General features: G+C 46.5%; 19 protein-coding genes, 1 tRNA gene and 1 riboswitch. Of the genes, 6 read left to right on the forward strand and 14 right to left on the reverse strand.

The annotated features are described in order from the left end of the window. Positions 1–26: 26 nt before the first annotated feature. Positions 27–956 (reverse strand): DUF262 domain-containing protein, encoded by a 930-nt coding sequence (locus QUA80_RS27385; RefSeq protein ID WP_333428134.1) that lies wholly within the window; start codon positions 954–956, stop codon positions 27–29. A 124-nt stretch (positions 957–1,080) separates the two neighbouring features. After that, positions 1,081–1,177: riboswitch (TPP riboswitch) on the forward strand. Between the two features lie 7 nt (positions 1,178–1,184). Here QUA80_RS27385 and thiC point away from each other — a divergent pair. Next, positions 1,185–2,558, forward strand: coding sequence for a phosphomethylpyrimidine synthase ThiC (thiC, locus tag QUA80_RS27390; protein WP_333428135.1), 1,374 nt, complete (start codon positions 1,185–1,187; stop codon positions 2,556–2,558). Between the two features lie 610 nt (positions 2,559–3,168). Here the strand turns inward: thiC and QUA80_RS27395 are convergent. From QUA80_RS27395 to QUA80_RS27405, 3 genes are all read right to left on the reverse strand, one after another. After that, the gene (locus tag QUA80_RS27395) at positions 3,169–3,828 is read right to left on the reverse strand and encodes a DUF2834 domain-containing protein (RefSeq protein ID WP_333428136.1); all 660 of its coding nucleotides are present in this window, start codon (positions 3,826–3,828) and stop codon (positions 3,169–3,171) included. Positions 3,829–3,906: 78 nt separating this feature from the next. Continuing rightward, on the reverse strand, positions 3,907–5,115 hold the full coding sequence (locus tag QUA80_RS27400) for an FAD-dependent oxidoreductase (RefSeq protein ID WP_333428137.1): 1,209 nt from the start codon (positions 5,113–5,115) through the stop codon (positions 3,907–3,909). Between the two features lie 2 nt (positions 5,116–5,117). Next, complete coding sequence (locus QUA80_RS27405; protein ID WP_333428138.1) at positions 5,118–5,267, reverse strand: hypothetical protein; 150 nt, start codon at positions 5,265–5,267, stop codon at positions 5,118–5,120. A gap of 77 nt (positions 5,268–5,344) precedes the next feature. On the opposite strand from QUA80_RS27405, the gene QUA80_RS27410 reads away from it, so the two are divergent. Then, the gene (locus QUA80_RS27410) at positions 5,345–6,736 is read left to right on the forward strand and encodes a glycoside hydrolase family 10 protein (protein WP_333428139.1); all 1,392 of its coding nucleotides are present in this window, start codon (positions 5,345–5,347) and stop codon (positions 6,734–6,736) included. Between the two features lie 346 nt (positions 6,737–7,082). Continuing rightward, on the forward strand, positions 7,083–8,063 hold the full coding sequence (locus QUA80_RS27415; protein ID WP_333428140.1) for an aldo/keto reductase: 981 nt from the start codon (positions 7,083–7,085) through the stop codon (positions 8,061–8,063). A gap of 138 nt (positions 8,064–8,201) precedes the next feature. On the opposite strand, the gene QUA80_RS27420 is transcribed toward QUA80_RS27415, so the two are convergent. The 4 genes from QUA80_RS27420 to QUA80_RS27435 all read right to left on the reverse strand — a co-directional run bounded on the left by QUA80_RS27420 (position 8,202) and on the right by QUA80_RS27435 (position 12,942). Then, positions 8,202–9,416: a M20 family metallopeptidase gene (locus tag QUA80_RS27420; RefSeq protein ID WP_333428141.1), complete on the reverse strand. Its 1,215-nt coding sequence runs from the start codon at positions 9,414–9,416 to the stop codon at positions 8,202–8,204. Between the two features lie 251 nt (positions 9,417–9,667). Further along, positions 9,668–10,375, reverse strand: a complete 708-nt coding sequence (gene bioD / locus QUA80_RS27425; protein WP_333428142.1) for a dethiobiotin synthase — start codon at positions 10,373–10,375, stop codon at positions 9,668–9,670. Between the two features lie 60 nt (positions 10,376–10,435). Continuing rightward, positions 10,436–12,094, reverse strand: a complete 1,659-nt coding sequence (locus QUA80_RS27430; protein ID WP_333428143.1) for a serine/threonine-protein kinase — start codon at positions 12,092–12,094, stop codon at positions 10,436–10,438. A gap of 389 nt (positions 12,095–12,483) precedes the next feature. Next, the gene (locus tag QUA80_RS27435; RefSeq protein WP_333428144.1) at positions 12,484–12,942 is read right to left on the reverse strand and encodes a GatB/YqeY domain-containing protein; all 459 of its coding nucleotides are present in this window, start codon (positions 12,940–12,942) and stop codon (positions 12,484–12,486) included. Positions 12,943–13,745: 803 nt separating this feature from the next. Between QUA80_RS27435 and QUA80_RS27440 the strand changes: the two genes are divergently transcribed. From QUA80_RS27440 to QUA80_RS27450, 3 genes are all read left to right on the forward strand, one after another. Beyond that, positions 13,746–14,738 (forward strand): ribose-phosphate pyrophosphokinase, encoded by a 993-nt coding sequence (locus QUA80_RS27440; RefSeq protein ID WP_333428145.1) that lies wholly within the window; start codon positions 13,746–13,748, stop codon positions 14,736–14,738. 386 nt (positions 14,739–15,124) lie between these two features. Next, complete coding sequence (locus QUA80_RS27445) at positions 15,125–15,826, forward strand: DUF3747 domain-containing protein (protein WP_333428146.1); 702 nt, start codon at positions 15,125–15,127, stop codon at positions 15,824–15,826. A gap of 58 nt (positions 15,827–15,884) precedes the next feature. Then, complete coding sequence (locus tag QUA80_RS27450) at positions 15,885–16,004, forward strand: S-layer homology domain-containing protein (RefSeq protein ID WP_333428155.1); 120 nt, start codon at positions 15,885–15,887, stop codon at positions 16,002–16,004. 125 nt (positions 16,005–16,129) lie between these two features. Here the strand turns inward: QUA80_RS27450 and QUA80_RS27455 are convergent, their stop codons facing one another. The 6 genes from QUA80_RS27455 to QUA80_RS27480 form a co-directional block, all read right to left on the reverse strand. Next, the gene (locus tag QUA80_RS27455) at positions 16,130–16,273 is read right to left on the reverse strand and encodes a hypothetical protein (RefSeq protein WP_333428147.1); all 144 of its coding nucleotides are present in this window, start codon (positions 16,271–16,273) and stop codon (positions 16,130–16,132) included. A 232-nt stretch (positions 16,274–16,505) separates the two neighbouring features. Next, positions 16,506–16,841, reverse strand: coding sequence for a XisI protein (locus QUA80_RS27460; protein ID WP_015176870.1), 336 nt, complete (start codon positions 16,839–16,841; stop codon positions 16,506–16,508). Beyond that, positions 16,829–17,245, reverse strand: coding sequence for a XisH family protein (locus QUA80_RS27465; RefSeq protein ID WP_015176869.1), 417 nt, complete (start codon positions 17,243–17,245; stop codon positions 16,829–16,831). The genes QUA80_RS27460 and QUA80_RS27465 overlap by 13 nt, the downstream gene beginning before the upstream one ends. Positions 17,246–17,372: 127 nt before the next feature. Further along, positions 17,373–18,263, reverse strand: coding sequence for a hypothetical protein (locus tag QUA80_RS27470; protein ID WP_333428148.1), 891 nt, complete (start codon positions 18,261–18,263; stop codon positions 17,373–17,375). Next, positions 18,241–22,545, reverse strand: a complete 4,305-nt coding sequence (locus QUA80_RS27475; RefSeq protein ID WP_333428149.1) for an AAA domain-containing protein — start codon at positions 22,543–22,545, stop codon at positions 18,241–18,243. The genes QUA80_RS27470 and QUA80_RS27475 overlap by 23 nt, the downstream gene beginning before the upstream one ends. Positions 22,546–22,896: 351 nt before the next feature. After that, positions 22,897–22,969, reverse strand: a tRNA-His gene (locus QUA80_RS27480). Positions 22,970–23,564: the final 595 nt, after the last annotated feature.

The raw sequence follows: 23,564 nt of genomic DNA on the forward strand, positions 1-23,564 counted from the left end.
TACTTATTATCTCGGATGATTCACTTTTATCCCCTCCATCTGCCTATGTGCCAGTTGGGGGTGCGGAATGTGGGTTTATGGATCACTTCAATCGTTGGGATAAATGCGTTTATTATTTGTTTTTCTGATTGGCGGGCAAGGTGTCTATTTTGCCTCATGTATTGATTGAGAAATTCTTTGAGAGAAGGTTTATAATCGTTGCCCTCGAAGTAAAAAGCCAGGAATCGTAAAATAAGTTCTCGATCTTTCCCGTTTTTATCTGGGAGACCAAATATGTCACGCCACGCTGGGTTTTGATTGAGTTGCCCTAGCAAATTATTGAGTTCGCCGTGATAGATGCAAGCACGAATTTCCTGCGGTTTAAGGATAGTACCTCCGGTATTTAGCCTTTCAAAGATATAGTAAATACTACTGTCCTCGCCTTGAGAAAGTGGCTCGACAATTGTAGCGGATACAAGCGAGTCATCTAATTGGCGTCGGTATGGGTCTTTCAGTGATTTATATGTCTCTCTCTCAAATTCTGTATGAACCCCTTTCAGAGCAAACGACTGCCGACTGTTAGGAAACTTGCCTTTGTAGAAATATAAAAGGCTACGTAATCTTTGCTGACCATCAATCACCAGCAGTTTTTTTGTATCTCGCTCTCTTGCTAGAAAGATGCCGGGAACTGGAAGACCAAGCAAGAGTGATTCTATAAAACGCGATGCTTGTTTTGGTTTCCAGACATAAGCACGCTGGAAGTCTGGAATAAATACGTCTTCGCTTTCCAGGCGTCTAACTAGACCCTCTACATCAAAATCTCTTCGATCAACTGCTAGGGAGAATCTGGAGGGAATAATGTCCTCCTCATCTTCCCCGCTATCATCTTCCCCGCTATCCTGAATATCGTTTTCCTGTTCCTCATCCCCTAGATGGTTGGGGGGAGATGGCTCACTGTTTGACTCAAATGTACTCATCTTGTAGCCTCCTTTCTGCCTGAGTTATTAGATATTATAGACAGATCGCTCCCTTCATCTATCTCTCAATATTAAGATTTCCTTAGTGGCTGGCGTCGCGCACAGACATCAGTGCTACTATTAATAGCTTAGCTAGGGGTGCCCGAATATCCGGGCTGAGAAAACACCCTTAGAACCTGAGTCTGGGTAATACCAGCGGAGGGAAGCTGTTTATCAAGGAAACTAAATATGCGTACCGAATGGATCGCTAAGCGTAGCGGGCACACCAATGTCTCTCAGATGCACTATGCCCGTCAAGGTGTAATTACTGAAGAAATGCACTTTGTTGCTAAGCGAGAAAATCTCCCGCCAGAACTGATCCGCGCCGAAGTAGCGCGGGGACGGATGATTATTCCCGCTAACATCAATCACCCGAATTTGGAACCGATGGCGATCGGCATTGCGTCTAAATGCAAAGTCAATGCTAATATCGGTGCATCTCCAAACTCTTCCAATATGGAAGAAGAAGTTGACAAGCTTAAACTAGCAGTTAAATACGGCGCTGATACCGTGATGGACTTGTCCACCGGCGGCGGCAATTTGGATGAAATTCGTACTACAATTATCAAAGCTTCACCGGTGCCGATCGGTACTGTACCCATTTACCAAGCACTAGAAAGCGTTCACGGTAATATGGAAAGTCTGACGGCGAATGACTTTCTTCACATCATTGACAAACACGCTCAACAAGGTGTTGATTACCAAACTATTCACGCCGGAATTTTGATCGAACATTTGCCGTTGGTGAGGAACAGAATTACTGGCATTGTCTCTCGCGGCGGCGGCATTTTGGCGCGGTGGATGCTGCATCACCACAAACAAAATCCCCTCTACACTCACTTTAACGACATCATTGAAATATTCAAAAAATACGATGTTTCGTTTAGTTTGGGAGATTCTCTGCGCCCCGGTTGCACTCACGATGCTTCGGACGAAGCTCAATTAGCCGAACTCAAAACTTTGGGTAAATTAACTCGCAAAGCTTGGGAACATGACGTGCAGGTAATGGTGGAAGGGCCCGGTCACGTGCCGATGGATCAAATTGAGTTTAATGTCAAGAAACAAATGGAGGAATGTTCGGAAGCACCCTTCTATGTTTTGGGGCCGTTGGTGACAGATATTGCGCCTGGATACGACCACATTACCTCAGCAATTGGGGCGGCGATGGCTGGTTGGTACGGTACTGCAATGCTGTGTTACGTGACGCCGAAGGAACACTTGGGATTGCCGAATGCTGAGGATGTCCGAAACGGGTTAATTGCTTACAAAATTGCAGCGCACGCGGCGGATATTGCGCGGAGGCGGCCGGGTGCGCGCGATCGCGACGATGAACTCTCGAAAGCGCGTTACAATTTCGATTGGAACCGTCAATTTGAGCTGTCATTAGATCCAGAACGGGCAAAGGAATATCACGACGAAACTTTGCCTGCAGATATCTACAAAACTGCTGAATTCTGTTCGATGTGCGGCCCTAAATTCTGTCCGATGCAGACTAAGGTTGATGCCGATGCTTTGACGGAATTAGAGAAGTTTTTGGCTAAGGAACCTGTAGCCCAAAGCTAATCAGCCCAGGCGCATCTAAATTTTACAGTTAAGCTTGATGTAATTCTTGTGTGGAGTAGGGGTTGGGCGTCCCGCCCGCCCAAAAATACAACGCAAGATGTGCAACAGCTTATTAGTAGGGTGAGGATTGCCAGCCCAATCAGGAGTGGTGAAGAAATTCTTAAAACCCTCGAAATCTCCTAGCGGGCGATCTTCTTTTTTTTCAGAGTCCAAACGCAATAAATAACGTTTACGGCTAAAAACTAACGCCTAAGATGACACAATTGCGTTGATTGCACCTTGACAGGGCTGGGGGTACTATGGCGCGAGAGCAACTGTTGCAGTTGCTCTCGTTCCTCTGGTGCTAAACTCAAAAATGTTGGAGCTAATCGAGGTCTGCTCCTTTCCTCCACTCACTTGGAACGATACAATGATACGTTAATTTCCGCACAATAATATTTACTCGTTGCGAAGCATCTTGACAATTTCTAACAGGTGGGCTAGGAACTCGTCCCCTGAGAAAAATTACTTATTCTGGATTAGTTATTGTGGAACAGGACGAAAAGTTTGTTCTTGTCTGATTTATTGTGATTGATTCCTAGATTAAACTGAGGATTCCCTGTATTGCTTTCTAATTTGTAACAGTTTCATTATTAGTTTCCGGCAGCGGTTTGCGGGCGCACAGATAAGCCAGCGGCCCGAACAGCGGCACTAATGTTACTGCCCAAAATGCTGTAGAGTTCTGCATTCCTCGACGGGCCATGTCGTCGGCCAATAACGCAGGAAATAGCAGGGAAAGCATACAAAAATCCAAACTCGTTACATGGATAAAACGGCTGGTTTGCCACTGATGAATAAAATCAGACCAATCGCCTTTTGTCAAGCCAAAAGCAACTAAAGCAACAGCCCCCAATGTTAATAAAATCCCTGTTAAACGGGAGTCTAATACCTTTAAAAATACGTTTTTAGGGCCATAAAATTCTGGATTAGGTTCGCGCAGGGCTAAATAAGGCAACAAGGCAAATGCGCCGAGGCCAAAGGATAAAACGGCAAATAACCATGCAGGTATTTTCTGCCCCCTGCCGTCAGCAAACAGCACGCAACTGTAGATCGACGGCCAGACTCCCATGATATAGAATAAAGCTACAATTAAAGGGTTGATCCCTGCTATTTTGCCTGTGGAAAGATTGGTAATTAGTGCGATCGTTTCTGGGCTGTTGGGTGGTGCAAATACAAAGGCGTAGGTGCTAAATGCAATCCAAAGCAGCCAAAATCCAATTTTTCTGAACATAAGTTGTGGCTCATTACTTCTTGTACTATAACGGGTAACGCGCGCAATACGCACCCTACATTTAGAGTGATTATTGACCTATTTCTGAGTGAGATTGCTAAATTTTTGCATAAATTGCCGATCGATCCAATCTTTCCAGTACCACAGCAGCGCCGATTCCCACATGAAATTGCCGCGAGAGGCGATCGCCCTTTTATTCCCCGTACCAATTAACCCTAAATATTGTTCCTGCGGTACAAAGGGTTTCAGCGGTTTTCCCAATAAAAACTGCTGCAAATTTTCAAACAGCGGTTTGCCCTGACGCACGGCAAACACGCCTGCTTTGGGACGGGGATAATTAACCATCGCGGCGATATCTCCAGCCCCAAATACGTTGGGGTGAGAAACTGATTGCAGGCAGTCGTTGACTTGCATGAAGCCGTTTGAGTCGGTGGCTAAACCGGATTTTCCGATCCAATTGGGTGCCGAGGCTTGTGTAACCCAAAAAATGCGATCGCACTTTAATTTAAAACCAGATTTACAGGAAATTTGGTAATCGGTAATTGTGATTTGGGAATTGGTTTCCCTCTCCATCTTTTCTACAGCACAGACTTTTTCCTTTAAATGCAATTGAATGCCGCGACTGATGATAATTTCTTGAAGGCGTCGGCGCACCCGCTGATTGTGTCCCTGCATCAATTCAGCACCGCTGTGAAACAAATGAATTTCTGATGATAAATTTTCTTCTCTCTTCCCTCTTTTCTCTTCCCTCTTCCCTCTTCCTTCTTCCTTCCCCAATCTAGATTGCATATTTAATGCTAATTCTACGCCGCCGGCACCGCCGCCCACAATGACAATTCGCAGCGGTTTTTCGGGATGGTTTTGCCTTTCGGAAATTAACTGATTCCAACTAGCTAAAAACTCCGGTACGGGTTTAGCTGCAATTGCATATTCTGTGGCACCCGGCACAGATAGAGTCGCAGGAGTGCTGCCGATATCGACAGAAAGCAAATCAAAATTAACCGGAGGGCGAGTTTGACAAATAACTAAATTTTTGTTAAAGTCGATCGCGATCGCCCGATCGACCAATATTTGACACCCGGCAAATTCAGCGAGCGATCGCAAATCAATGTGACATCGATCGTAATTGTAAAACCCGGCAACGTGCCCCGGCAGCATCCCCGAATAAGGCGCGTGCAGCACGTCGCTAATCAGAATCAAACGCACTCCCGGCAACGGTTTGATGCCGAACATTTTTAATACAATAGCATGACTGTGACCGCCGCCAATTAAGACTAAATCTTTCACAATTACAGATGTTCGATCGAAATGTTCCAGCACCAATATTGTACAGCACTCGCACTTCTTGGGCCGCACTGTCCGGTCAGGAGAGCTTGCAGTGCGTAATGAATGATTTCCCAGCCCTTTGACAGAATGCTCTCACCTACTCTCTGTCTCATAGATTATATTTCGCTCAGTTGCGATCGCATAACATCAATTCACCCATTTCGCTTAACCGATTCCAAATTCAGCGCCAATGGCTGTAGACTGTAGAACGAGCAAATTTTATCACCAAATTATGCCGGGGTGTGTTTCAATAGCTAACTCACCATTCAAAACTATGATATTACGCATCATTCCGCGCACTTGGCAGCGATCGATTAAAACTCTTTTCCCGCTTCTGTTTGCCCTCTCATTGATTATAGTATTGCTGGCGAACAACTTAATTCCGGCGATCGCCCAGCAACCCCGCCAGGAAATTCGCGGCGTTTGGATGACTACAAACGACAAAGACATCCTCAGAGATCGTCGCAAACTAAAAGATGCTGTCAGCCAACTAAAACGGTTAAATTTCAACACTATTTATCCTGTAGCCTGGAATTCTGGCTATGCAATGTATCCCAGCTATGTAGCGCAGCAAAGAGACATTCAACCCTTTGTTTACAGAGGGTTAGACGGACAAGATATGCTTGCAGATTTAATTGATAAAGCTCACCGACAAGGCTTGCTAGTAATTCCTTGGTTTGAGTTTGGTTTCATGGCTCCTCCCACATCAGAATTAGCCTTAAATCATCCCGAGTGGCTGACACAAAAACAGGACGGCAGCCAAACATCAAACGACGCCGGCGGCGAAGTAGTTTGGCTCAATCCCTTTCATCCAGAAGTGCAGCAATTCATTACTGAACTCGTACTAGAAATCACCACTCAATATAACGCAGACGGCATTCAATTTGACGACCACATGAGTTTGCCGTCTGAATTTGGTTACGATGATTACACAGTTGCTTTGTATACCAAAGAAACAAAAAAAGCTCCACCCAAAGATTTTCAAAACCCAGCATGGGTGCAGTGGCGAGCCAATAAAATTACCGCTTTTATGTCGCAGCTAAATCAAGCTGTCAAGGCAGTCAAACCCAATGCAATTTTCTCGATTTCTCCCAATTACTACGAGTTTGCTTACAAACATCACCTGCAAGATTGGCTGGCTTGGGTGCGTTTGGATATTGCCGACGAGCTAATCGTACAAGTGTACCGTCCCAATTTAGAATCATTTGTAGACAAAATTAACCGTCCAGAAATGCAAGAAGCACAGCAAAAAATTCCCACGGGAGTTGGGATTATGACAGGTTTGAGAAATAACCCCGTACCGATTCAGCAAATTAAATCTCAGGTGCAAGCAGTCCAAGGATACGGCTTAGGCGTCGCTTTCTTCTACTACGAAAGCTTGTGGGAATCTGCACCAGAACCCATCGCAGTTCGACTTTCTCAATTTAGTGCTTTCTTCCCGTCTTCTGCATTCCGATCGGCGCTACAAATACCCAGACGCGCAGCGACTTTCCCTCCGCCTGCGCCACCCAAACCAGACCCCACAGCTAAGCCGGAGCAACCTACGAAAAACAGCCCACCTTTGCCATCACCAACCACGTAAAATAATTAAAGAGTCATCAGTCATTGGTAATTTTTTTGGGTGTGCCATTAGTCCGACAGTCCGACAGGGGTTTAAACCCCTGTCTCATAACTGAAGTCGTCTTTAGACGACTGTAGCAATTCTATCAAAGCTGTTTTTGTAGAGAGTTAGCGCAGAATATATGTGTACCTCTACTTTTGAAAATTGAGATTACTATTTGAGTCGGTTTTAACCGACTTATGCTATTAGACAGGGACTTGATTCCCTGGCGGCCCGTGGCAGAATGAAACAGCTCTACTGGGGCTAGGAAATACCGATTTATGTTCCTATAAAATATCCGTATTACCAACAACAACCATCAATAAAAATGCAAACTCACCAAAAAAATTTACTGCCAAAAATGGGTTGCGGCACTTGGGCCTGGGGCAACAGATTCCTCTGGGGCTACAATGAAAGTATGGACGACGAATTGCAAGCGGTTTTCAATCTTTGTGTTAGTAACGGCGTCACTTTATTCGATACCGGCGACTCTTACGGAACAGGGAAATTAAACGGACGCAGCGAGCAGCTTTTGGGGCAGTTTTCTCAACAATATCAAGGTGCAAATAAAGACAGTATTTGTATTGCGACAAAACTGGCTGCTTATCCTTGGAGACTGACGCGACAATCAATGATATCGGCTTGCAAAGCCTCTGCGGCTCGCCTCGGAAAAAATGTAGATTTGGTGCAAATGCACTGGTCTACAGCTAATTACGCTCCTTGGCAAGAAAGCGCTCTTTTAGACGGTTTGGCTGACCTTTACGAGGAAGGATTGGTCAAGGGAGTGGGCTTGTCTAATTACGGGCCGAAACGGTTGCAATGGGTGCATCGGAAATTTAGCGATCGCCAAATTCCTATTCTTACTTTACAAGTGCAATATTCCCTACTTTCTACCTATCCGGTAACAGAACTCGGATTGAAAGATGTTTGCGATGAATTGGGGATAAAATTGATTGCTTACAGTCCTCTAGCTTTGGGGTTGCTGACGGGTAAATATTCCGAAAACGGCTCTCTTCCTAAAGGTATCCGAGGTTTGGCGTGCAAGCAGCTACTTCCGGGAATGCGATCGCTTTTGGAATGTTTGCGAGAAATAGCGGCCTTCAGAAACAAGACTGTTTCGCAGGTAGCAATTAACTGGTGCATCTGTAAAGAAACTATTCCCATTCCGGGGGCTAAATCTGCGGCACAGGCGAGGGATAATATTGGTGCTTTGGGCTGGGAGTTAGACTCGGGGGAGGTTGCAGAATTGGATAAGGCGGCGGCGAGTGTAGATAAAAAAATGGTGCAGAATATCTTTCAAACTCGGTAAGATCTGAGATGTTGTACCATTTTCACGAACAGGCTTTCGGGCCTGTTCCACAAGACATGAATTTGCTTGTTCCACAAAAACTAAATTTTCTTGTGGGGAGTAGGGGTTGGGCTTCTAGCCCGCCCCTAAAAGCCTGATTTACATCACACAAAACTTTTCCACACACCGCACAAACATTTCTACACCCATCCCCAGCGCAGTTTCATCAAAGTCAAAACGCGGGTGATGGTGCGGGTAAGCCAAGTTTTTCTCGGGATTTGCTGAACCCAAAAAGAAATAGCAACCGGGGACTTCTTGCAAAAAGAACGACATATCCTCGCCGCCCATTGTTTGACATTCCGGCACTATTCCGGCAGGAGTTTCTACAACGGATTCTGCGACGCCGCGCACCAATTCAGCTATTCTCGAATCATTAATAACTGGCGGGTAAAGCGAACAATAATCTAATTGGTAATTGGCCCCGTGACTCTGACAAATTCCGGCAATTACTTGCTCGATTCGCTTGGCAAAATAACCTTGATATGCTGGATTGAAATAGCGCACCGTGCCGCCGATTTGAGCGGTGTCGGCAATGACGTTGTGGGTGTGGCCTGCGTGGAATTTGCCGACAGTTACTACCGCTGAGTCGATCGGGTCAATGTTCCGCGCGACAATTGCTTGCAAGGCGCTGACAATTTGGGCTGTAACTACGATCGAGTCAACAGTCTGATGTGGCATTGCGCCGTGTCCGCCTTTGCCAAAAATCGTGCAGTCAAAAACTTCGACAGCCGCCATCAGCGCGCCGCTGCGGACGCCTGCAGTGCCCAAAGGTAGATTGTTCCACAAGTGCAAGCCGACGATCGCATCAACATCAGGATTCTTCAAAACTCCCGCTTCAATCATCGGCTTTGCGCCTCCTGGGCCTTCTTCGGCGGGCTGAAAGATAAATTTTACTTTACCCGAAAAGCTGTGTTTGTGCTTGGCCAGATAACAAACTGTACCGAGGGCGATCGCAGTGTGGCCGTCGTGACCGCAAGCGTGCATAATTCCATCATGCTGCGATCGATAATCCACCTCATTTTCTTCTTGAATGGGCAAAGCATCCATATCCGCCCGAATTGCCAAAACCCGCCCCGGTTTGCCGCTGTCTATAGTTGCGACAATACCCGTTTTAGCAATATTAGTTTGATGCTCAATGCCCCATTCCTGCAACTTTTGCGAGACAAACTGCGCCGTTAAATTTTCCTCAAAACTCAACTCCGGTTTTTGGTGCAAAAGGCGACGCCATTCGACTAGCTGAGGCTGCAAATTTCTAATCTCCAGCCGCAATTTAGATAAATCGACAGAGGTTAAATTCGGTAAAGTAGAAACCATGTTTTATTCTCCTTTTTTTTATTAACTTTGAGGTTTAGTCACTTAATAAATGGTAATTACTAATTATAGCAACCCTAAATAATTTGTGAAACTCTCTCTTCTCTTTCTCTGCGGTCTCTGCGGTCTCTGCGTTTCAAATAAAATCTTCAATCCTATCTGAGTTGTGCAGCATATTTTTTTTTATGAACCGCAGAGGGCGCAGAGTACGCAGAGGAAGAGAAGAATGAACAACAGAGGTGTTGAGAATAGGGTTATTTAGAAGTCTTAGAAACTAAATTAACCCCTGGTAGCAACCGCTCTAAATCTAATTGGGAAGCTGCTTTAGCTAATTTAGCAAGGTCAGTCGGCTCATCTAAATGCGGCAAAATACCCAACACAGGTATTTGAGTTAGCGACTGGATCAAATCTACCGGCGCTATATCGGCAATTTCTTGTTCGGAATAAGCTTTAACACAATTAAGCACAATTCCTCTCAGCTTAAAGCCAGTGTGTCTGGCGAGAGCAACATTCGCCACAGCTTGCCCGATCGCCCCCAACCTCACAGGTACTACCAAAACCCCCCTCAGCCGCCAATCCCTGGCAATATCGGCCACCGTCAGTTCCCACGTTACAGGCGAACCGAGTCCTCCCAAAGCTTCCACCAACACAAAATCCTTGCGCTCAGAGAGGCTTTGCCACGCCGTCCAGACTTTTTCGAGTTCGATATGTCTCCCCTCCCGTTCCGCAGCAATCGGCGGTGCTAGAGGCGCATCAAAGTGCAGCGGATTGAGTTCTTCGGGGGATTGGTCGAGGGCAAACAAACGGGTGTACAGTTCGCGATCGCCCGTTCCCGTTTGCAAGAGTTTCATCATTCCCAAACTGCGATCGGGAAAATACATTTGCCAATAAGCAGCCAGAGCGCTGGTCAAAACAGTTTTGCCCGCGTCGGTATCAGTTCCAGCAATTAGCAGCGAGTTCATTGGCAAATAGCTAACAAGTAATTGGCCTCAACATCAGTCTAGGGGAATTTTGCCAGAAGTTTAGAGTTCCGGCGACGGTGCGGGAGTTGGGGCAGGTTCCGGCGACGGCGCGGGAGTTGGTTCAGGTTCCGGCGACGGCGCGGGAGTTGGTTCAGGTTCCGGCGACGGCGCGGGAGTTGGTGCAGGTTCCGGCGACGGCGCGGGAGTTGGTTCAGGTTCCGGCGACGGCGCGGGAGTTGGTGCGGGCGTCGGTTTGGGAGTCGGTTTGGGAGTCGGTTTGGGCGTCGGTTTGGGCGCGGGCGTCGGCGCGGGCGTCGGTTTTGGTGTCGGAGTTGGTGTCGGAGTTGGTGCTGGGCTCGGTTCCGGCAAAGGTTCTGGGTTCGGTTCCGGCAAAGGTTCTGGGCTCGGTTCCGGCAAAGGTTCTGGACTCGGTTCCGGCAAAGGTTCTGGACTCGGTTCCGGCAAAGGTTCTGGGCTTGGTTCCGGCAAAGGTTGCGGGGTTGGGGTTGGCAAAGGTTGCGGGGTTGGGGTTGGCAAAGGTAGCGGGTTTGGTACCGGAGTTAGTGATGGTGTCGGACTTGTAAGTGCTGGCGGTGTCGGAGTGGGTTTGGGGCGCGAATTGTTGAGAAATGAGCCGACTAAAGCCCAGGAACCGAAGCCCGTCAAGATTACTAAGCCCGCCAGCAGACCGATCGCAGCAAAGGGATTGTCCCAAAAAGAGTCGCCAGCAGGCTCAATTAATGGGTCTGGCTGGTTTTGCGGGTGGGAACTCTGGGCGGCTGGCTCCGGCGGCCGGCCCACGGGCACGGTTGCTATTAGCGAAGGGTTTGTCTGCACCGCTGCTGGCGCGGGCGGTACAGTTGGCGGGTTGGGCTTAGGATTAGTTTGGCCGTCGAGTGCTTGGGCGACTTCGCTGACAGATTGATATCGATCGCGTGGAGATCGGTTCAACATCCGATTCAGCACCAAAGCCAAACCCGTGCTCACCTGCACTCGCTGCTGCCAATTCCACTGCAGCGTTGTTTGATCGAGCAATTCCTGCGGTTCTTTGCCTGTCAGCAGGACGATCGCCGTTACGGCTAAAGCGTAGAGGTCGCTGCTGGCAGTTGCCCGCCCGCTTTGCAACTGTTCCATCGGCGCGTAGCCGATTTTGCCGACAGTTGTCGCGTGGGCTGTTCCTTCGGGAGACTGGACTTTGGTGGCGAGTTCCTTCACCACTCCAAAGTCAATCAGCACTGGCATTCGATCGTTTTCCCTGCAGATGATATTTTCTGGGGAGATGTCGCGGTGGATGATGCCGCGGGCGTGGATGTGAGCCAGTACCGGCAGCATTTGCCGGATAAATACCAAGACTTCGGCTTCGGTGAAGGTGCGGCCTGTTGAAGTTCGATCGAGCAACAGTTCGCGGTAAGTCATCCCTTCCACGTAATCCTGCACTAAAAACAAACGCTGGTTCTCTTCAAATATTGCCCGAAACTGGGGAATTTGCGGGTGCCCAATTTGGTAAAGTATTGCCGCCTCTCTTTGAAACAATTCCTTCGATTTTTCCAAAACGTAAGGCCCGCTTTGCACCGGAATCAATTCCTTCAGGGCGCAGCGTTCTTGAAACCGCCCCAAATCTTCTACTAAATAAGTCCGGCCAAATCCTCCTTGACCTAAAATATTCACCAAGCGGTAGCGGTTTTGTAGGAGAGTTCCAATAGCAATAGGTGGCTGCATAAGTTTAAGTAGAAACTGTTAAAAAATAGACGATCGCTCGCAGACTTAGTAATCCTAGGTCTTTAGTGCTCTTGAGCATACTTCACTTTCTGTAGTCCCCAGTCCCGACCAAAATTAGCATTGTACATTTTTTTGACATTCTTGAACGCAAGGATGGTGAGAAACCAGGCTTTTTCACAAAAATACACAGGTTGCAACCTGCATATCCGATCGAAAACCCGGTTTCTGCGTCAATATCTCAAGGGAGAAATGCACGATTTTTCGTAGAAACCGGGTTTTTTGGCCTTAGCCCTAATAAATTGTCGCCCCCCGGCCTAAGCCATACATCTCTATCAAGCTTGAGATTATTTATGGGAGATGTCTACTGACGACTGACGACTGACTAATGACTACTGACTAAGCTTTGCTTTCACCATGTCTTGAATTCTGTTACCGTCTGCTTTGCCTTTAAGCTGCTGCATTGCCTTGCCCATCACCTTGCCCATATCTTTTGCAGAAGTAGCGCCAACCGAAGCAATCACTTCGTCAACGACTTGACTCACCTCTTCGTCTGACATCTGCGGTGGCAAATACTCTTCAACAATTGCTAACTCCGCCTCCTCTTGTGCGACTAAATCTTCGCGGCCACCTTTGCGGTATTGTTCGATCGAATCCCGGCGCTGTTTGGCTATTTGCATCAAAAGTTCCATTTCTTGAGCTTCTGTCAGCGTGTCTTGGCCGGAAGGACGGAGGCTGACTTCTTTTTCGAGAATAAATTTCTTGATGCCGCGAACTGTTTCCAAGCGAACTTTGTCCTTGGACTTCATGGCTGCTTTGATTTCTGCGTCAATGCGTTCTCTTAAGCTCATCGATTTTTACCTTGCTTTGCCCGATATCAAAAATCTGGAGTATGCTTCCGATTCTTAACTTTTTTTACAGTATTTTTCAAGTTTATTGCCTGTTGGTGGCATTTTTATCGCATTGAACCCGGATGCCTTAGACCTGCGACCGAATTTTGGGCGGCTGCACTTCCAGCCTCGACCCCAAATTGACTCACGCCAGAATTTTTAGATGCAGGGGCACAAGTGCGATCGTACTTCTGCCAGTACAGATTTCGCGAGAACCCAGATTCCCCACCCTGGGGTATCACGCATCATAATAGTTACGCAGAAAACTCTATCTTTAACGCAGATTCCGCACCCTGGGGTGTCACCAGCATAATTACGCAGAAAACTCTATCTTTAAAGTAATAAATTATGCCTTTCAAAAGTTCTTCTCCGTTAATATACGGTATCAAAGTATAATTTATAGTTTTATTGCTGGATAAAAATAAGTAAAAACCGATTGTGAGGGTTGAGGATGCCGAATGTGGGCTTTAAAGTAATAAATTATCGCTTTAAAAAGTTTTTCGTCCGCTAGTGTGCGGTATCAAAGTATAATTTATAGCTTATTGCTGGATAAAAATAAGTAAAAACCGATTGTGAGGGTTGAGGGTGCAGAATGCGGGCGAGAAACCTGCTCGATCGGACATATTTCTGCCAGCCCTATTCAATCGGCCAAACTTAACACTTGTGACCGCCCCAAAAGTTAAATCTCTCAAAAAATTGGCTGAATATTTCTAGTTTCAGATGGTAAGATAGCGGTGGAATAAACGTCCTGCAAGAGGCCTGCTGTGATCCGTTCTGCTACTTTACCGCTTCCGCTTCCCGAGCCGCCGATTTCCGCTCACGACCGTCTGCGGCTGTTCTCCGGTTCTGCTAATGTTCCCCTCGCCCAAGAGGTGGCTCGCTATCTGGGGATCGATTTGGGGCCGATGGTTCGCAAGCGGTTTGCTGATGGGGAACTCTACGTTCAAATTCAAGAATCGATTCGGGGTTGCGATGTTTACTTGATTCAGCCAACTTGCTGTCCGGTAAACGATCGCCTCATGGAATTGTTAATCATGATCGATGCTTGTCGCCGCGCTTCGGCTAGACAAATTACTGCCGTCATTCCCTATTACGGATATGCTAGGGCCGATCGCAAAACGGCCGGAAGAGAGTCGATTACTGCAAAATTAGTGGCTAATTTGATTACTCAAGCTGGGGCCGGTCGCATTTTGGCGATGGATTTGCACTCGGCTCAGATTCAAGGTTATTTTGACATTCCTTTCGATCACGTTTACGGTTCACCGGTGCTATTGGATTATCTGGCGAGCAAGCAATTGACGGATATTGTTGTGGTTTCGCCGGATGTGGGCGGAGTAGCTAGGGCTAGAGCTTTTGCCAAAAAGCTTGACGATGCTCCCCTGGCAATTATTGACAAGCGCCGCCAAGCTCACAACGTGGCAGAAGTGATGAATCTTATCGGTGATGTCAAGGGCAAAACGGCCGTGTTGGTGGACGACATGATCGATACTGCCGGCACAATTTCTGAGGGCGCGAGATTGTTGCGCCGCGAGGGTGCGAGGCAGGTTTATGCTTGTGCTACTCATGCGGTGTTTTCCCCTCCGGCGATCGAGCGTTTGTCTAGCGGGATTTTGGAAGAGGTAATTGTTACGAATACAATTCCTGTGCCTGAAGAGAACCGTTTTCAGCAGTTGACTGTGCTTTCTGTCGCGAATTTGCTCGGAGAAACTATTTGGCGGATTCACGAAGATAGTTCTGTTAGCAGTATGTTCCGCTAGACAGGAAAGGTACTTTTTGAATGTTTGTTTTAGGGTGCGTTAACAAGAGTGTAACGCACCGTTTTTTTGCCCAATAGCGCGATCGTTTCCTGCAATTAATATCACGCAAGGTCGGACACGGCAATGCCGTTTCGCTACCCCAAAATAATCGTACTGCGGGCGAGGGTTCGCCCGCCCTCGCTCCCTCGGCTCTAACTATCACGCCCATTAACTGTAGGGACACGGCACTGCCGTGTCCTGACTGCGGGTAATATTAATTACGATGCAACTGGAAACGATATCACCGGAACAAGAGATGGTAAAATTCTATCTTGTTGTCTGAAGAGAGGGACTTTTTTATATTCTAGATCAGTCTCATCACAATAAGGAGCCAATAGGGAAAAATCATGAAACATTCACTTGTACGAACAGCGGCCGCACTGGCAGGTTCAGCAATTCTAACACTTGGCGCGATCGGTTCGGCTAAAGCATTTACTTTTGACGAAACCGAAATTAACCAAGACCGAGTAATTGTCATCGCCCAACCCCGCGCTTTCGGCGGCTACCAATTGCTAATTGTAGAACAAGTATCTGACAAGCGGAAGTGCTGGAGCGAAAGCGGCTCTAATCCCGTGAAAGTCGATCCGTTATTAGTTACTTTTGATTTTACCGGTATTTGTGGCCGCGCCACTGACAGCAACGGCTTTTCAATTCGCATGGCCGGCACCGATTTAGCATTAAAATACACCCTGAGTTTGGAAAGTGTTGATGGCAATGTTCTACTAATTGGAACTCCAGTAGATTACCAAGGTAAATCGGTGATTATCGGCCGCACAAATGGCGATATTAACGAATTCATGAAAATCACTCTCGATCCTGCTTGGCGCTTGAGTAAAAGAGCTTATCAAGGCCGCACATTAGGTCACTTTTATTTCACTACCAATGAACCCGCACCGGAAGAAATTGGCAATACCGGAGGCAATACTGAAGCAATACCGCAGGCAACACCGCAGCCAACACCGCAGCCAATACCAATACCAATACCAATACCGCAGCCAATACCGCAGGCAACACCGCAGCCAATACCGCAGGAAATACCAATACCGTAGGCAATACTGGCTTTTCTACAACTCGGAGATAGCGACCGATGATATCTACGCTTCCGAAATTAAAGAAGCTGTTGGCTTTGGGTTTGTAGCCCGGTTTTCTCAAAATAATACCTTTCGACCGCAACTTGCTGTTACCAGAGAGCAATTGGTATCTTTAGTTTGGGAATTCTTGAAATGAATACAAGGTGCTAATCTCACATTTCCTAGTCATGTTTCTATCCGTCCCTATAGCGACGTTGATATTTCCCGCTGGAGTGTCGGAAAAATTCTATTTGCGCGGGACAACAAGATAGTTAGCGGCTATCAAGATGGAACATTTAAACCTACGCAGCCCGTCACTCGCGCTGAATTGATGGCGGTGCGCCGTCCAGCGGCGGAATTTGCTTTTTCGGCGGGAATGCAGCCGAATTTAGTGGCTAAAGAGCCGTCTAAAACTTTTTCAGACATTCAGAATTATTGGGCTGCTTCTATTATTACTCAAATGTCTTCTTATTGTTCTGTTGCTGCCACTGTTAACGAAATTGGCGATGGTTTGATCCGAATGATTCTGCAAAGCGCAATGACGCGGCGGCTACTTGGCGGATGCTGAAATGCGTTAACGCTTAGTAGAGCGAATTAGATACCCGACAACTTTGGCGAAGTCGGGTATCTGAGTATTCTGTTTTTTTAGCTGGACATTTTACGCTACACCGTAATCAGTATACGGCCGTTTGTATGGGGGTTGCAATCCCAAAATAATATCCTCTCTCGGTACTCCCATTTCAACTAATTCCTCGGCAGGATTTTGGTCTGTCAAATTTTGCTGGAGCCAGATTTTTCCATCTTTGATGTCAATGTGAATGATGCTTCGATAAATCCGGGTTAAGTGTTCCCAGCCGACATTCATCCACTGATAATGATCTCGTTCTGTGTCTAAGATTAGTTGTACTTCGACTTCATCATCGGAAACATCATCTTCGGCATAACGGGTGATTAATGTCTGAACGTATTGACGATATTGAGCTAGTTTGTCCATTGCACAATTACCTCATTTGTTGGATCGTATACGATTAGCAACACCTGATACTGTTGTACCGCCATTTGAGTAAACTCATACTGAAAAAATGTTCTATACACTTCAAATGGAACTGCCAAGTACAATTTGCGATTGGGTTCAACCGATGCCAAGGCAAGCCGATAACTTAGAAATTGGCCCAATGCAGCATAAAAGTCTGTAATCGCAGAGGAATTGAGGAAGCTTTTGATTTCTACTGCAATTTTCTCCCCACCTCGCTCCGCTGCGACTAGCCTTTCTGCTCCCAAATCGACCTGAAAGTTAACATTACCAAACTTAAACTTTAGTGGATCGGCAGTAATCACCCACTGTTCTTTTTGAAGGGCCCGTTTTACGGATTCGTGGAAGGTATCTTTGGCAGACACAGACACAATCTCAGCGCGACTGCAAATAACTATTAATTATACCGAAATTGCGGTATATTGTCAATTGGTATCATCCTAATTTTCTAAAGAGTTTTAATTTTTAAGTCGAGCGGGACTGTAGTGCTTATCATATCGTTTTCTTGGGTTTCTTCTTAGATGGCTTTTTAGGAGTTTTCTGGACGGGGATTGTCTCTGATTCTTGCTGTGCGATGTCTGGGGTTACTTTACACAAGTCGTTCAAGGAAAGTTTTTGCTGGGATTCAAGTTCGTTGAGTCGGTTTGATGCGGTTTCTAATATTTGTTTTCCCTGCCTGGCTTGAATAGTAGTTTTATTTTCGATCGCATCTAACAACACAAAAATCGAGACTGTTTGCCAAATATCTAAATCGTCGCCGATGACATCGCACTTAGAGACAATTTTGCCGTTTTCTGGGACGTGAATTCCTAAGCCGGAAGCTTGAATTAACGGCTGGATTTCTGCTATACTTAAATTCGCCAAGTCAGTAATTTTATGTTCGAGCGATACTAAATCTGCTAAATCGGGCAAGTTGACCGATTCTGCGGCTAAAGCATCGAATTTAAAGGTAAGAGTTTGATTCAGCGGATCGGAAATGGCATAAATTGATTGAATTTGCGATCGACTAACCGCACCTTTCTCGAAAAAATCTCTGCCTTGCGGGGCGATCGCAATTTTTCCATTTTCAGCCACCTCCAAGCTTTCCAAACTAACCAGAGTCGCCGCCGCAGTCTTCACAAAAATCTCGTCCAACCCCAGCAAATCCGCCAATTCCTTCAAAGTTGGCGCAGGTTCAAACTCAACACCCGCCCGCAAGATGAACTCTTCCAACACGTTAAACTGGCGCGGTTCGCTAATCGCCACCTCCAGCGGAGTTTGCCGGATTGCGAAGCGGAATTGACGCGCCGCCAACACAGACAAGCCCGGATTTTGTTGCTCAATTTGTTCTGCTAGCGAACTTAAATTCGAGTCTATTGGTTTAGTTGAGGACGCTAGAAACATCTACAAAACCTCCGCAGTGACGCACCGTTTTTGAAACTTCCTGATACATTTTTCCCACTGTACCTGTTTGTTGGGTAAATAAATCGTGGCAGCCGACAACTACCAGCAATTCTTGAGCGCGGGAAAATGCCACATTCACCCGTTCCGGTTCCTTAGCAAATCCAATATCGCCCCTAACATTATTGCACACTGTGCTGACAATAATTACAGGTCTTTCCATGCCTTGAAATATGTCAACCGTACCAGTGCGGATGCTCAAAGCAGGAAATCTTTCGCCTTCAATTCTATCTTTAATTGCATTTAATTGAGCAGCATAAAAAGTGATAATTCCGATTTCTTTAGGCGGTTCGCCACCAGCAACTTTGGGCTGCCAAGCTATCTCCATTTGTTCGCACAAACGCTCGATCGCGTCAATCTCCTTGACATTCAACCGCGAAGTGCCCTGTTTTTCCTCTTCAAACCCTTGTGCCACGGGCGTTTTAACCCACAGAATGTGATTGTTTTCTTGAATGATTCTACCTGCGACGTTGTGGGCGCGCTTGGTGTCAGCTTCCTGAATGCCACAGTTGAGCTTTTGCTGGTAAAACTGATTGATGGCGCCCATAATTTGCGGGTGCATTCGGTATTGAGTTGTCAGCATTTTTTTGATGCTGTCGCTGGCATTTTCAAACAATACTTTAAACAAAGATTCTTTGATGAAGCTAAGTTCGTCTCCGGTACAGCCGATGTCTTCGGCAATATCGTCGATCGTACTTTGATTAAACATCGGCGGCAATTGCCGGTGATCCCCCACTAATACTAACTTTCTGCCTTTCAAAGCGGGGATTAACAACTCTGGGGGAGTGCATTTGCTAACTTCGTCAATGATGACTGCATCAAAGCTGGGAAAGTTTTTAGTAAAATCAAAACTAGCAGCTTGCACGCAAGTAATGCCGATCACGTTAGCATTGTCGATATAAATTTGCTTTAAATCGTTGCGGTCTTTTTCTGATGGATTGCGGAGTTTTTGAATCCAATCTGTCACAAAGTTTTGAGAGCGATTTAGGGCGGTCTCTTCTTGTTCTAATTTCCGCTGCCAAGTTTTGAATAGGCGCTTAATTTTGTTTAAAAAAGGTGCGCTGAATAATCCTGTATTCGGAACTTCTGGCTGGTATTTAGTCGGGATAGTTTGCCATGCTGACTCCCACCACTTTCTCTCAGCAAGTAATGCTGCTGTTGGTTGCTGCTGTTGCAGTTGAGCGGTAATTTCGCTCAATTCTGTTTGAAGTTCGGCGAGTTGCTGCTGCGAAGTTGCAGCCGCAATTTGCAGCGGGGATAAATGCTCGTCAAGAGTATTTTTGATTGTCTCCAAAACCCCAAAAGGGTCTATGTCAGCAATGGATTTCTCAAGCTGAATTGCGCTTGCTTTCCAAGCCTCAACTTGCTTGACAAATAGCTGCGGTTGCTCCCAAATATTCGATTTTTGGGCGAGATATTGTTCGGATAAAATCCGCAATTTTTCAGGTACATTTGGCTGTTGGACTATTGCTTGCAACAAATTAGTAACTTCGCTAATTTTTAAGTTTGCCTCTTGCTGCGCTGTTTCTACCTGAAGTTTAGCGGCGGATATTTGCTGCTGGCTCAAGGTTTGACCGATTTTATCTAATAACTGTTGCTGTTTTATAAGCTGCTGTTCGGTTTCGGTTTTCAGGGGAACCACGCACTGACGCGCATTGGCGAGGATACTGTGCAGCAATTCTTTGACTAGGCGATCGCAGGTAGCCTGGATCTGATTTGGCTGCAAGGATTGACTGTAAAATTGTTGAATGCTACCTAAGAAAGTGCGAGCTTTTTGGATGATAAATTTGCGCTGACTTGGGCTGACTTGGGAATAGCTGGCGAAGTCTTTGGCTAGTTGCTGCCACTGTGTACGATCGCCCGCAGAGAGCACGATCGGCGTTTGACTCAAATTTAGGTGCAGAAACTCGCTAAACCGGAACTGTTGCCCTTGTATGTCCTTAAAACCTGCGCTTTCTTCGTGGGATATCGCCTTTTGCAACCGATCCAAATCGGGCAAATTGATTTTGCATTTGGGCGGCACGATCGGCAATTTGAGCGATCGGGCAATTTTCAGCAATCCTGGCGGCAATTCTACCATATCATCCGCGAGCATTGCGCCCGTTTCCCAGCAAGATTTCACAACTTCATATAGTTTCGTATCCGCCGTCTCAATCCACTGTGCAACGGCGACGACAACGGCTGCAATTTCGGCTTTTCGCAGTTCCAAATTCTTGATTTTCTGTTCGAGATTGTGGCGGTGTGTCTGATTTTGCCGATCGCCCAATTCGAGTTGATTCAAAGCCTCAGACATCTGCCGCGACACCCGCAACGACTCTGCAACCGCCGACATAGCGTGACAAACATCATCAGCGCGATCGAATGCTGTCTTAAATTCCGATATTTCCGCTGCTACAGTTTCCTGCAGCCAAACCCCAATCCCAAACGCGCCGCAAGCAGGGCGATCGAAACCTATTTGAGTAGCATTGCTAACGGCAATCCGAACATTTGCCATAAAGTTTTCTACTAAAATATTGCCTTCTGAATATGGTTTTAGTCGCGGCATAAACTCGGCAACTTCTGGAGATTCCCAGTTAACTTGCGGCGCATCAAGTATATTTTCTAGCCCCGCAACAACAGATTCAATCTCGCTTTTTTCGGTTAAAATTAGTTCGTGATTTGTTGCTTGCTGGCTGTACTTTTCCTCAATACTTGCTTTACTGTCGTGCAAGTCTTTGAGTTGATTAAAAAAATCTTTCTCGGCGGCAAAGTAGGCGGTAAATCGCTCTGAGTCTGCCACCAACTGCCGCAAAGATTTGACATTACTCAGGCGCTGCGAGAGCTTTTGTTCGCAATCAGTCGCAGTATTTTGCAGCCAAGTGCCGATCGCATTTTCCTCTAAAAACGGCTGCCCTTCTTCCTGCACCTTATGAGCTTTTCCCTTCCGCAAAGCCCGAATCGCCGGATTGTGAACTAACCGACTCAAAGCATTGTCTACAGCCAAATTTGCTTGCGAAGCAATGAGCGTTTTGCCGCCCTGACGGGCAATTTGATAGCAAATCTCCGCAATCACAGTCGTTTTGCCAGTTCCCGGCGGCCCTTGAATCAAAATTAAATCCCGCGCCGAAAGCACCGTTTCTACGGCGGCAAGTTGGTCCTCATTAGCATTGCGATTTAATAAATTTTCCCGATCCAATTTAATCATTTTTTCGGGCAGTCTCGCCTGAGAAGAGTTGAATAAAAACTCACTCAAATATGGATTTTGAGCGCGCCCGTCAGTCAGCATTTTTAAAGCTTTTTTCTTGCGTTCGATCTGACTGATATCGCCCGCAGCTTCAAAATACAAGAATCCTTGTTTGGGCAGTTGATATCTGCCGCCCGCCATGCGATCGCCTAAATCAACATCTAACTTAATGCGTAATTTACCATGTTCAAAGTCAATTTCGGCGATGCTGCCCAATGTCTCTCCATCGCGGCTGCTTCTGCTTCCTGGCGGCGAATCAAACAGGATAATTTCTTCATTTCTGGCTTTTTTCAGCCTTTCGCGAAAGTCGCCCACTTCTAAGTAATTTTCCTCGTAGCCGTCAAGAGTTGCGGAATTACGATCGATTTCAAAAGTGACGATTTTGAAGCCGGAACCGTAATTATGACCGCGAAAAGGCACGCAAAATTGACGCGCTTCCGCAATGCGTTTTTCCACATTTAAAAAAGTGTGCCAAACTTTTAGCTGTTCCGCAGTTGGTATGTGCCTGTCTTCCCAAAATGGCATTTGTTGGACGCGGGCGATCGACTTTACAGGAATTGGCGATCGGCTGTTAGCCAAAAGTCGCAACTGAACCGGCAAAGCATACCCATCTTTCCTCCCTCTGGGAACCGCCACCAAACCAGCATCAAGCAGTTTTAAACCGCCGATTCCGTCTTCACAGCGTACAGTTGCTAACAACCGCAAAGTGCGATCTGCTTTTTGCAACAATTCGGGTAATTCAAAATCATCTCTATCCGTAGCAAGCAACAATTCCCAGATTTCTTCTTCAGAAAATCTCTCATTTACCTTTTGGCGGCGCACGTAAAACAGACTGTGGGATTTGCCAGCTATCTCCGACATCAGAATTTCCGCACGTTCTTTGCATTCCCAATCGCAATATTTCCCTAAAGCCGCTTCTCCTTCTATATCTCGAATAAATTTATTAATTGTGCGATCGCCGCTAAATTTATATCCCCAATCTTCTGCTACTAAAGACGGCATATTTAGATTTTAGATTTTAGATTTTAGATTGGATTTAAGATTAGCACACCGGAACTTCTGCCGACACATTGGTGTCAATAACCAGCCTCAAACCCCTGAGAAATCTCGCTTTTCCCTGAGTCTAGATCCCCCTAAATCCCCCTTAATAAGGGGGACTTCGATGACGCTCTTGTCCCCCCCTTATTAAGGGGGGTTAGGGGGGATCTAGACCTAACTGTCAAACAGCAGACCTATACTGCTTTTAACGTTAAGTTGACACAAATGATGACGACAGAACCGCTAAATCCCAAAGATTAACGTGTGCCGAAGCCCACCCGGAGGCGATCGAATTAAACAGTTTAGAATCAAAAGGGCGAACGATGGGACTTGAACCCACGAATGGTGGTACCACAAACCACTGCCTTAACCACTTGGCTACGCTCGCCGTATCAGTTTTAACTATAGCATCAGATCTCAGCACAAGTCTAGGGGTAAAGCAAAAATATTTTGAAATATTTCTGAGCGTCCCTGAACCTGACAGATCGATTGCGCCTCAAATCCCAAGCACAGTAAGACTGTAGCACAATTTTCGCTCTGCGCGATCGGCTTGTGCGATCGACAATTATCTCCCCCCCAGCAGTCAATCGATTGCGCGATTTTAGATTTTAGATTTTAGATTAAAGAATTGAAGCATTGACCCCACGGATGAATCCGGGGGCTTGTATCCTGGATGCTTTCGGTCATGTAGCCCGGGTTCGGCCGATCTGGCAGCGTCCCGATTCGATCCAGCGCATTAAAATAGCCTTATCAGCGCAGGCGCATCTAAATTTTACAGTCCAGTTTGATAAAACTCACCTCTGGCAGCATTTTTAAGAACAGGCAAGATGCTTGTGAAGTGAAGAATGAATTTCTTGTGGGGAGTAGGGGTTGGGCATCGTGTCCCTAAACACCTTATTGAGAATGGTGCAACATCTCAGATGAAATGCTTGTGGGGTGTCCCGCCCGCCCGAAAAATACAACGCCAGAAGCGGGACAGCTTA

The sequence above is a fragment of the Microcoleus sp. F4-D5 genome, assembly GCF_036704885.1.
In the GTDB taxonomy this organism is placed as follows: Bacteria; Cyanobacteriota; Cyanobacteriia; order Cyanobacteriales; family Microcoleaceae; genus Microcoleus.

Excerpts from the sequence above, each read along its gene's own strand:
- QUA80_RS27385 (WP_333428134.1), bottom strand. The coding sequence starts at position 956 with ATGAGTACATTTGAGTCAAACAGTGAGCCATCTCCCCCCAACCATCTA.
- thiC (WP_333428135.1), top strand. The coding sequence starts at position 1,185 with ATGCGTACCGAATGGATCGCTAAGCGTAGCGGGCACACCAATGTCTCT.
- QUA80_RS27395 (WP_333428136.1), bottom strand. The coding sequence starts at position 3,828 with ATGTTCAGAAAAATTGGATTTTGGCTGCTTTGGATTGCATTTAGCACC.
- QUA80_RS27405 (WP_333428138.1), bottom strand. The coding sequence starts at position 5,267 with ATGAGACAGAGAGTAGGTGAGAGCATTCTGTCAAAGGGCTGGGAAATC.
- QUA80_RS27410 (WP_333428139.1), top strand. The coding sequence starts at position 5,345 with ATGGCTGTAGACTGTAGAACGAGCAAATTTTATCACCAAATTATGCCG.
- QUA80_RS27415 (WP_333428140.1), top strand. The coding sequence starts at position 7,083 with ATGCAAACTCACCAAAAAAATTTACTGCCAAAAATGGGTTGCGGCACT.
- QUA80_RS27420 (WP_333428141.1), bottom strand. The coding sequence starts at position 9,416 with ATGGTTTCTACTTTACCGAATTTAACCTCTGTCGATTTATCTAAATTG.
- bioD (WP_333428142.1), bottom strand. The coding sequence starts at position 10,375 with ATGAACTCGCTGCTAATTGCTGGAACTGATACCGACGCGGGCAAAACT.
- QUA80_RS27430 (WP_333428143.1), bottom strand. The coding sequence starts at position 12,094 with ATGCAGCCACCTATTGCTATTGGAACTCTCCTACAAAACCGCTACCGC.
- QUA80_RS27435 (WP_333428144.1), bottom strand. The coding sequence starts at position 12,942 with ATGAGCTTAAGAGAACGCATTGACGCAGAAATCAAAGCAGCCATGAAG.
- QUA80_RS27445 (WP_333428146.1), top strand. The coding sequence starts at position 15,125 with ATGAAACATTCACTTGTACGAACAGCGGCCGCACTGGCAGGTTCAGCA.
- QUA80_RS27455 (WP_333428147.1), bottom strand. The coding sequence starts at position 16,273 with ATGTCTGAAAAAGTTTTAGACGGCTCTTTAGCCACTAAATTCGGCTGC.
- QUA80_RS27460 (WP_015176870.1), bottom strand. The coding sequence starts at position 16,841 with ATGGACAAACTAGCTCAATATCGTCAATACGTTCAGACATTAATCACC.
- QUA80_RS27470 (WP_333428148.1), bottom strand. The coding sequence starts at position 18,263 with ATGTTTCTAGCGTCCTCAACTAAACCAATAGACTCGAATTTAAGTTCG.
- QUA80_RS27475 (WP_333428149.1), bottom strand. The coding sequence starts at position 22,545 with ATGCCGTCTTTAGTAGCAGAAGATTGGGGATATAAATTTAGCGGCGAT.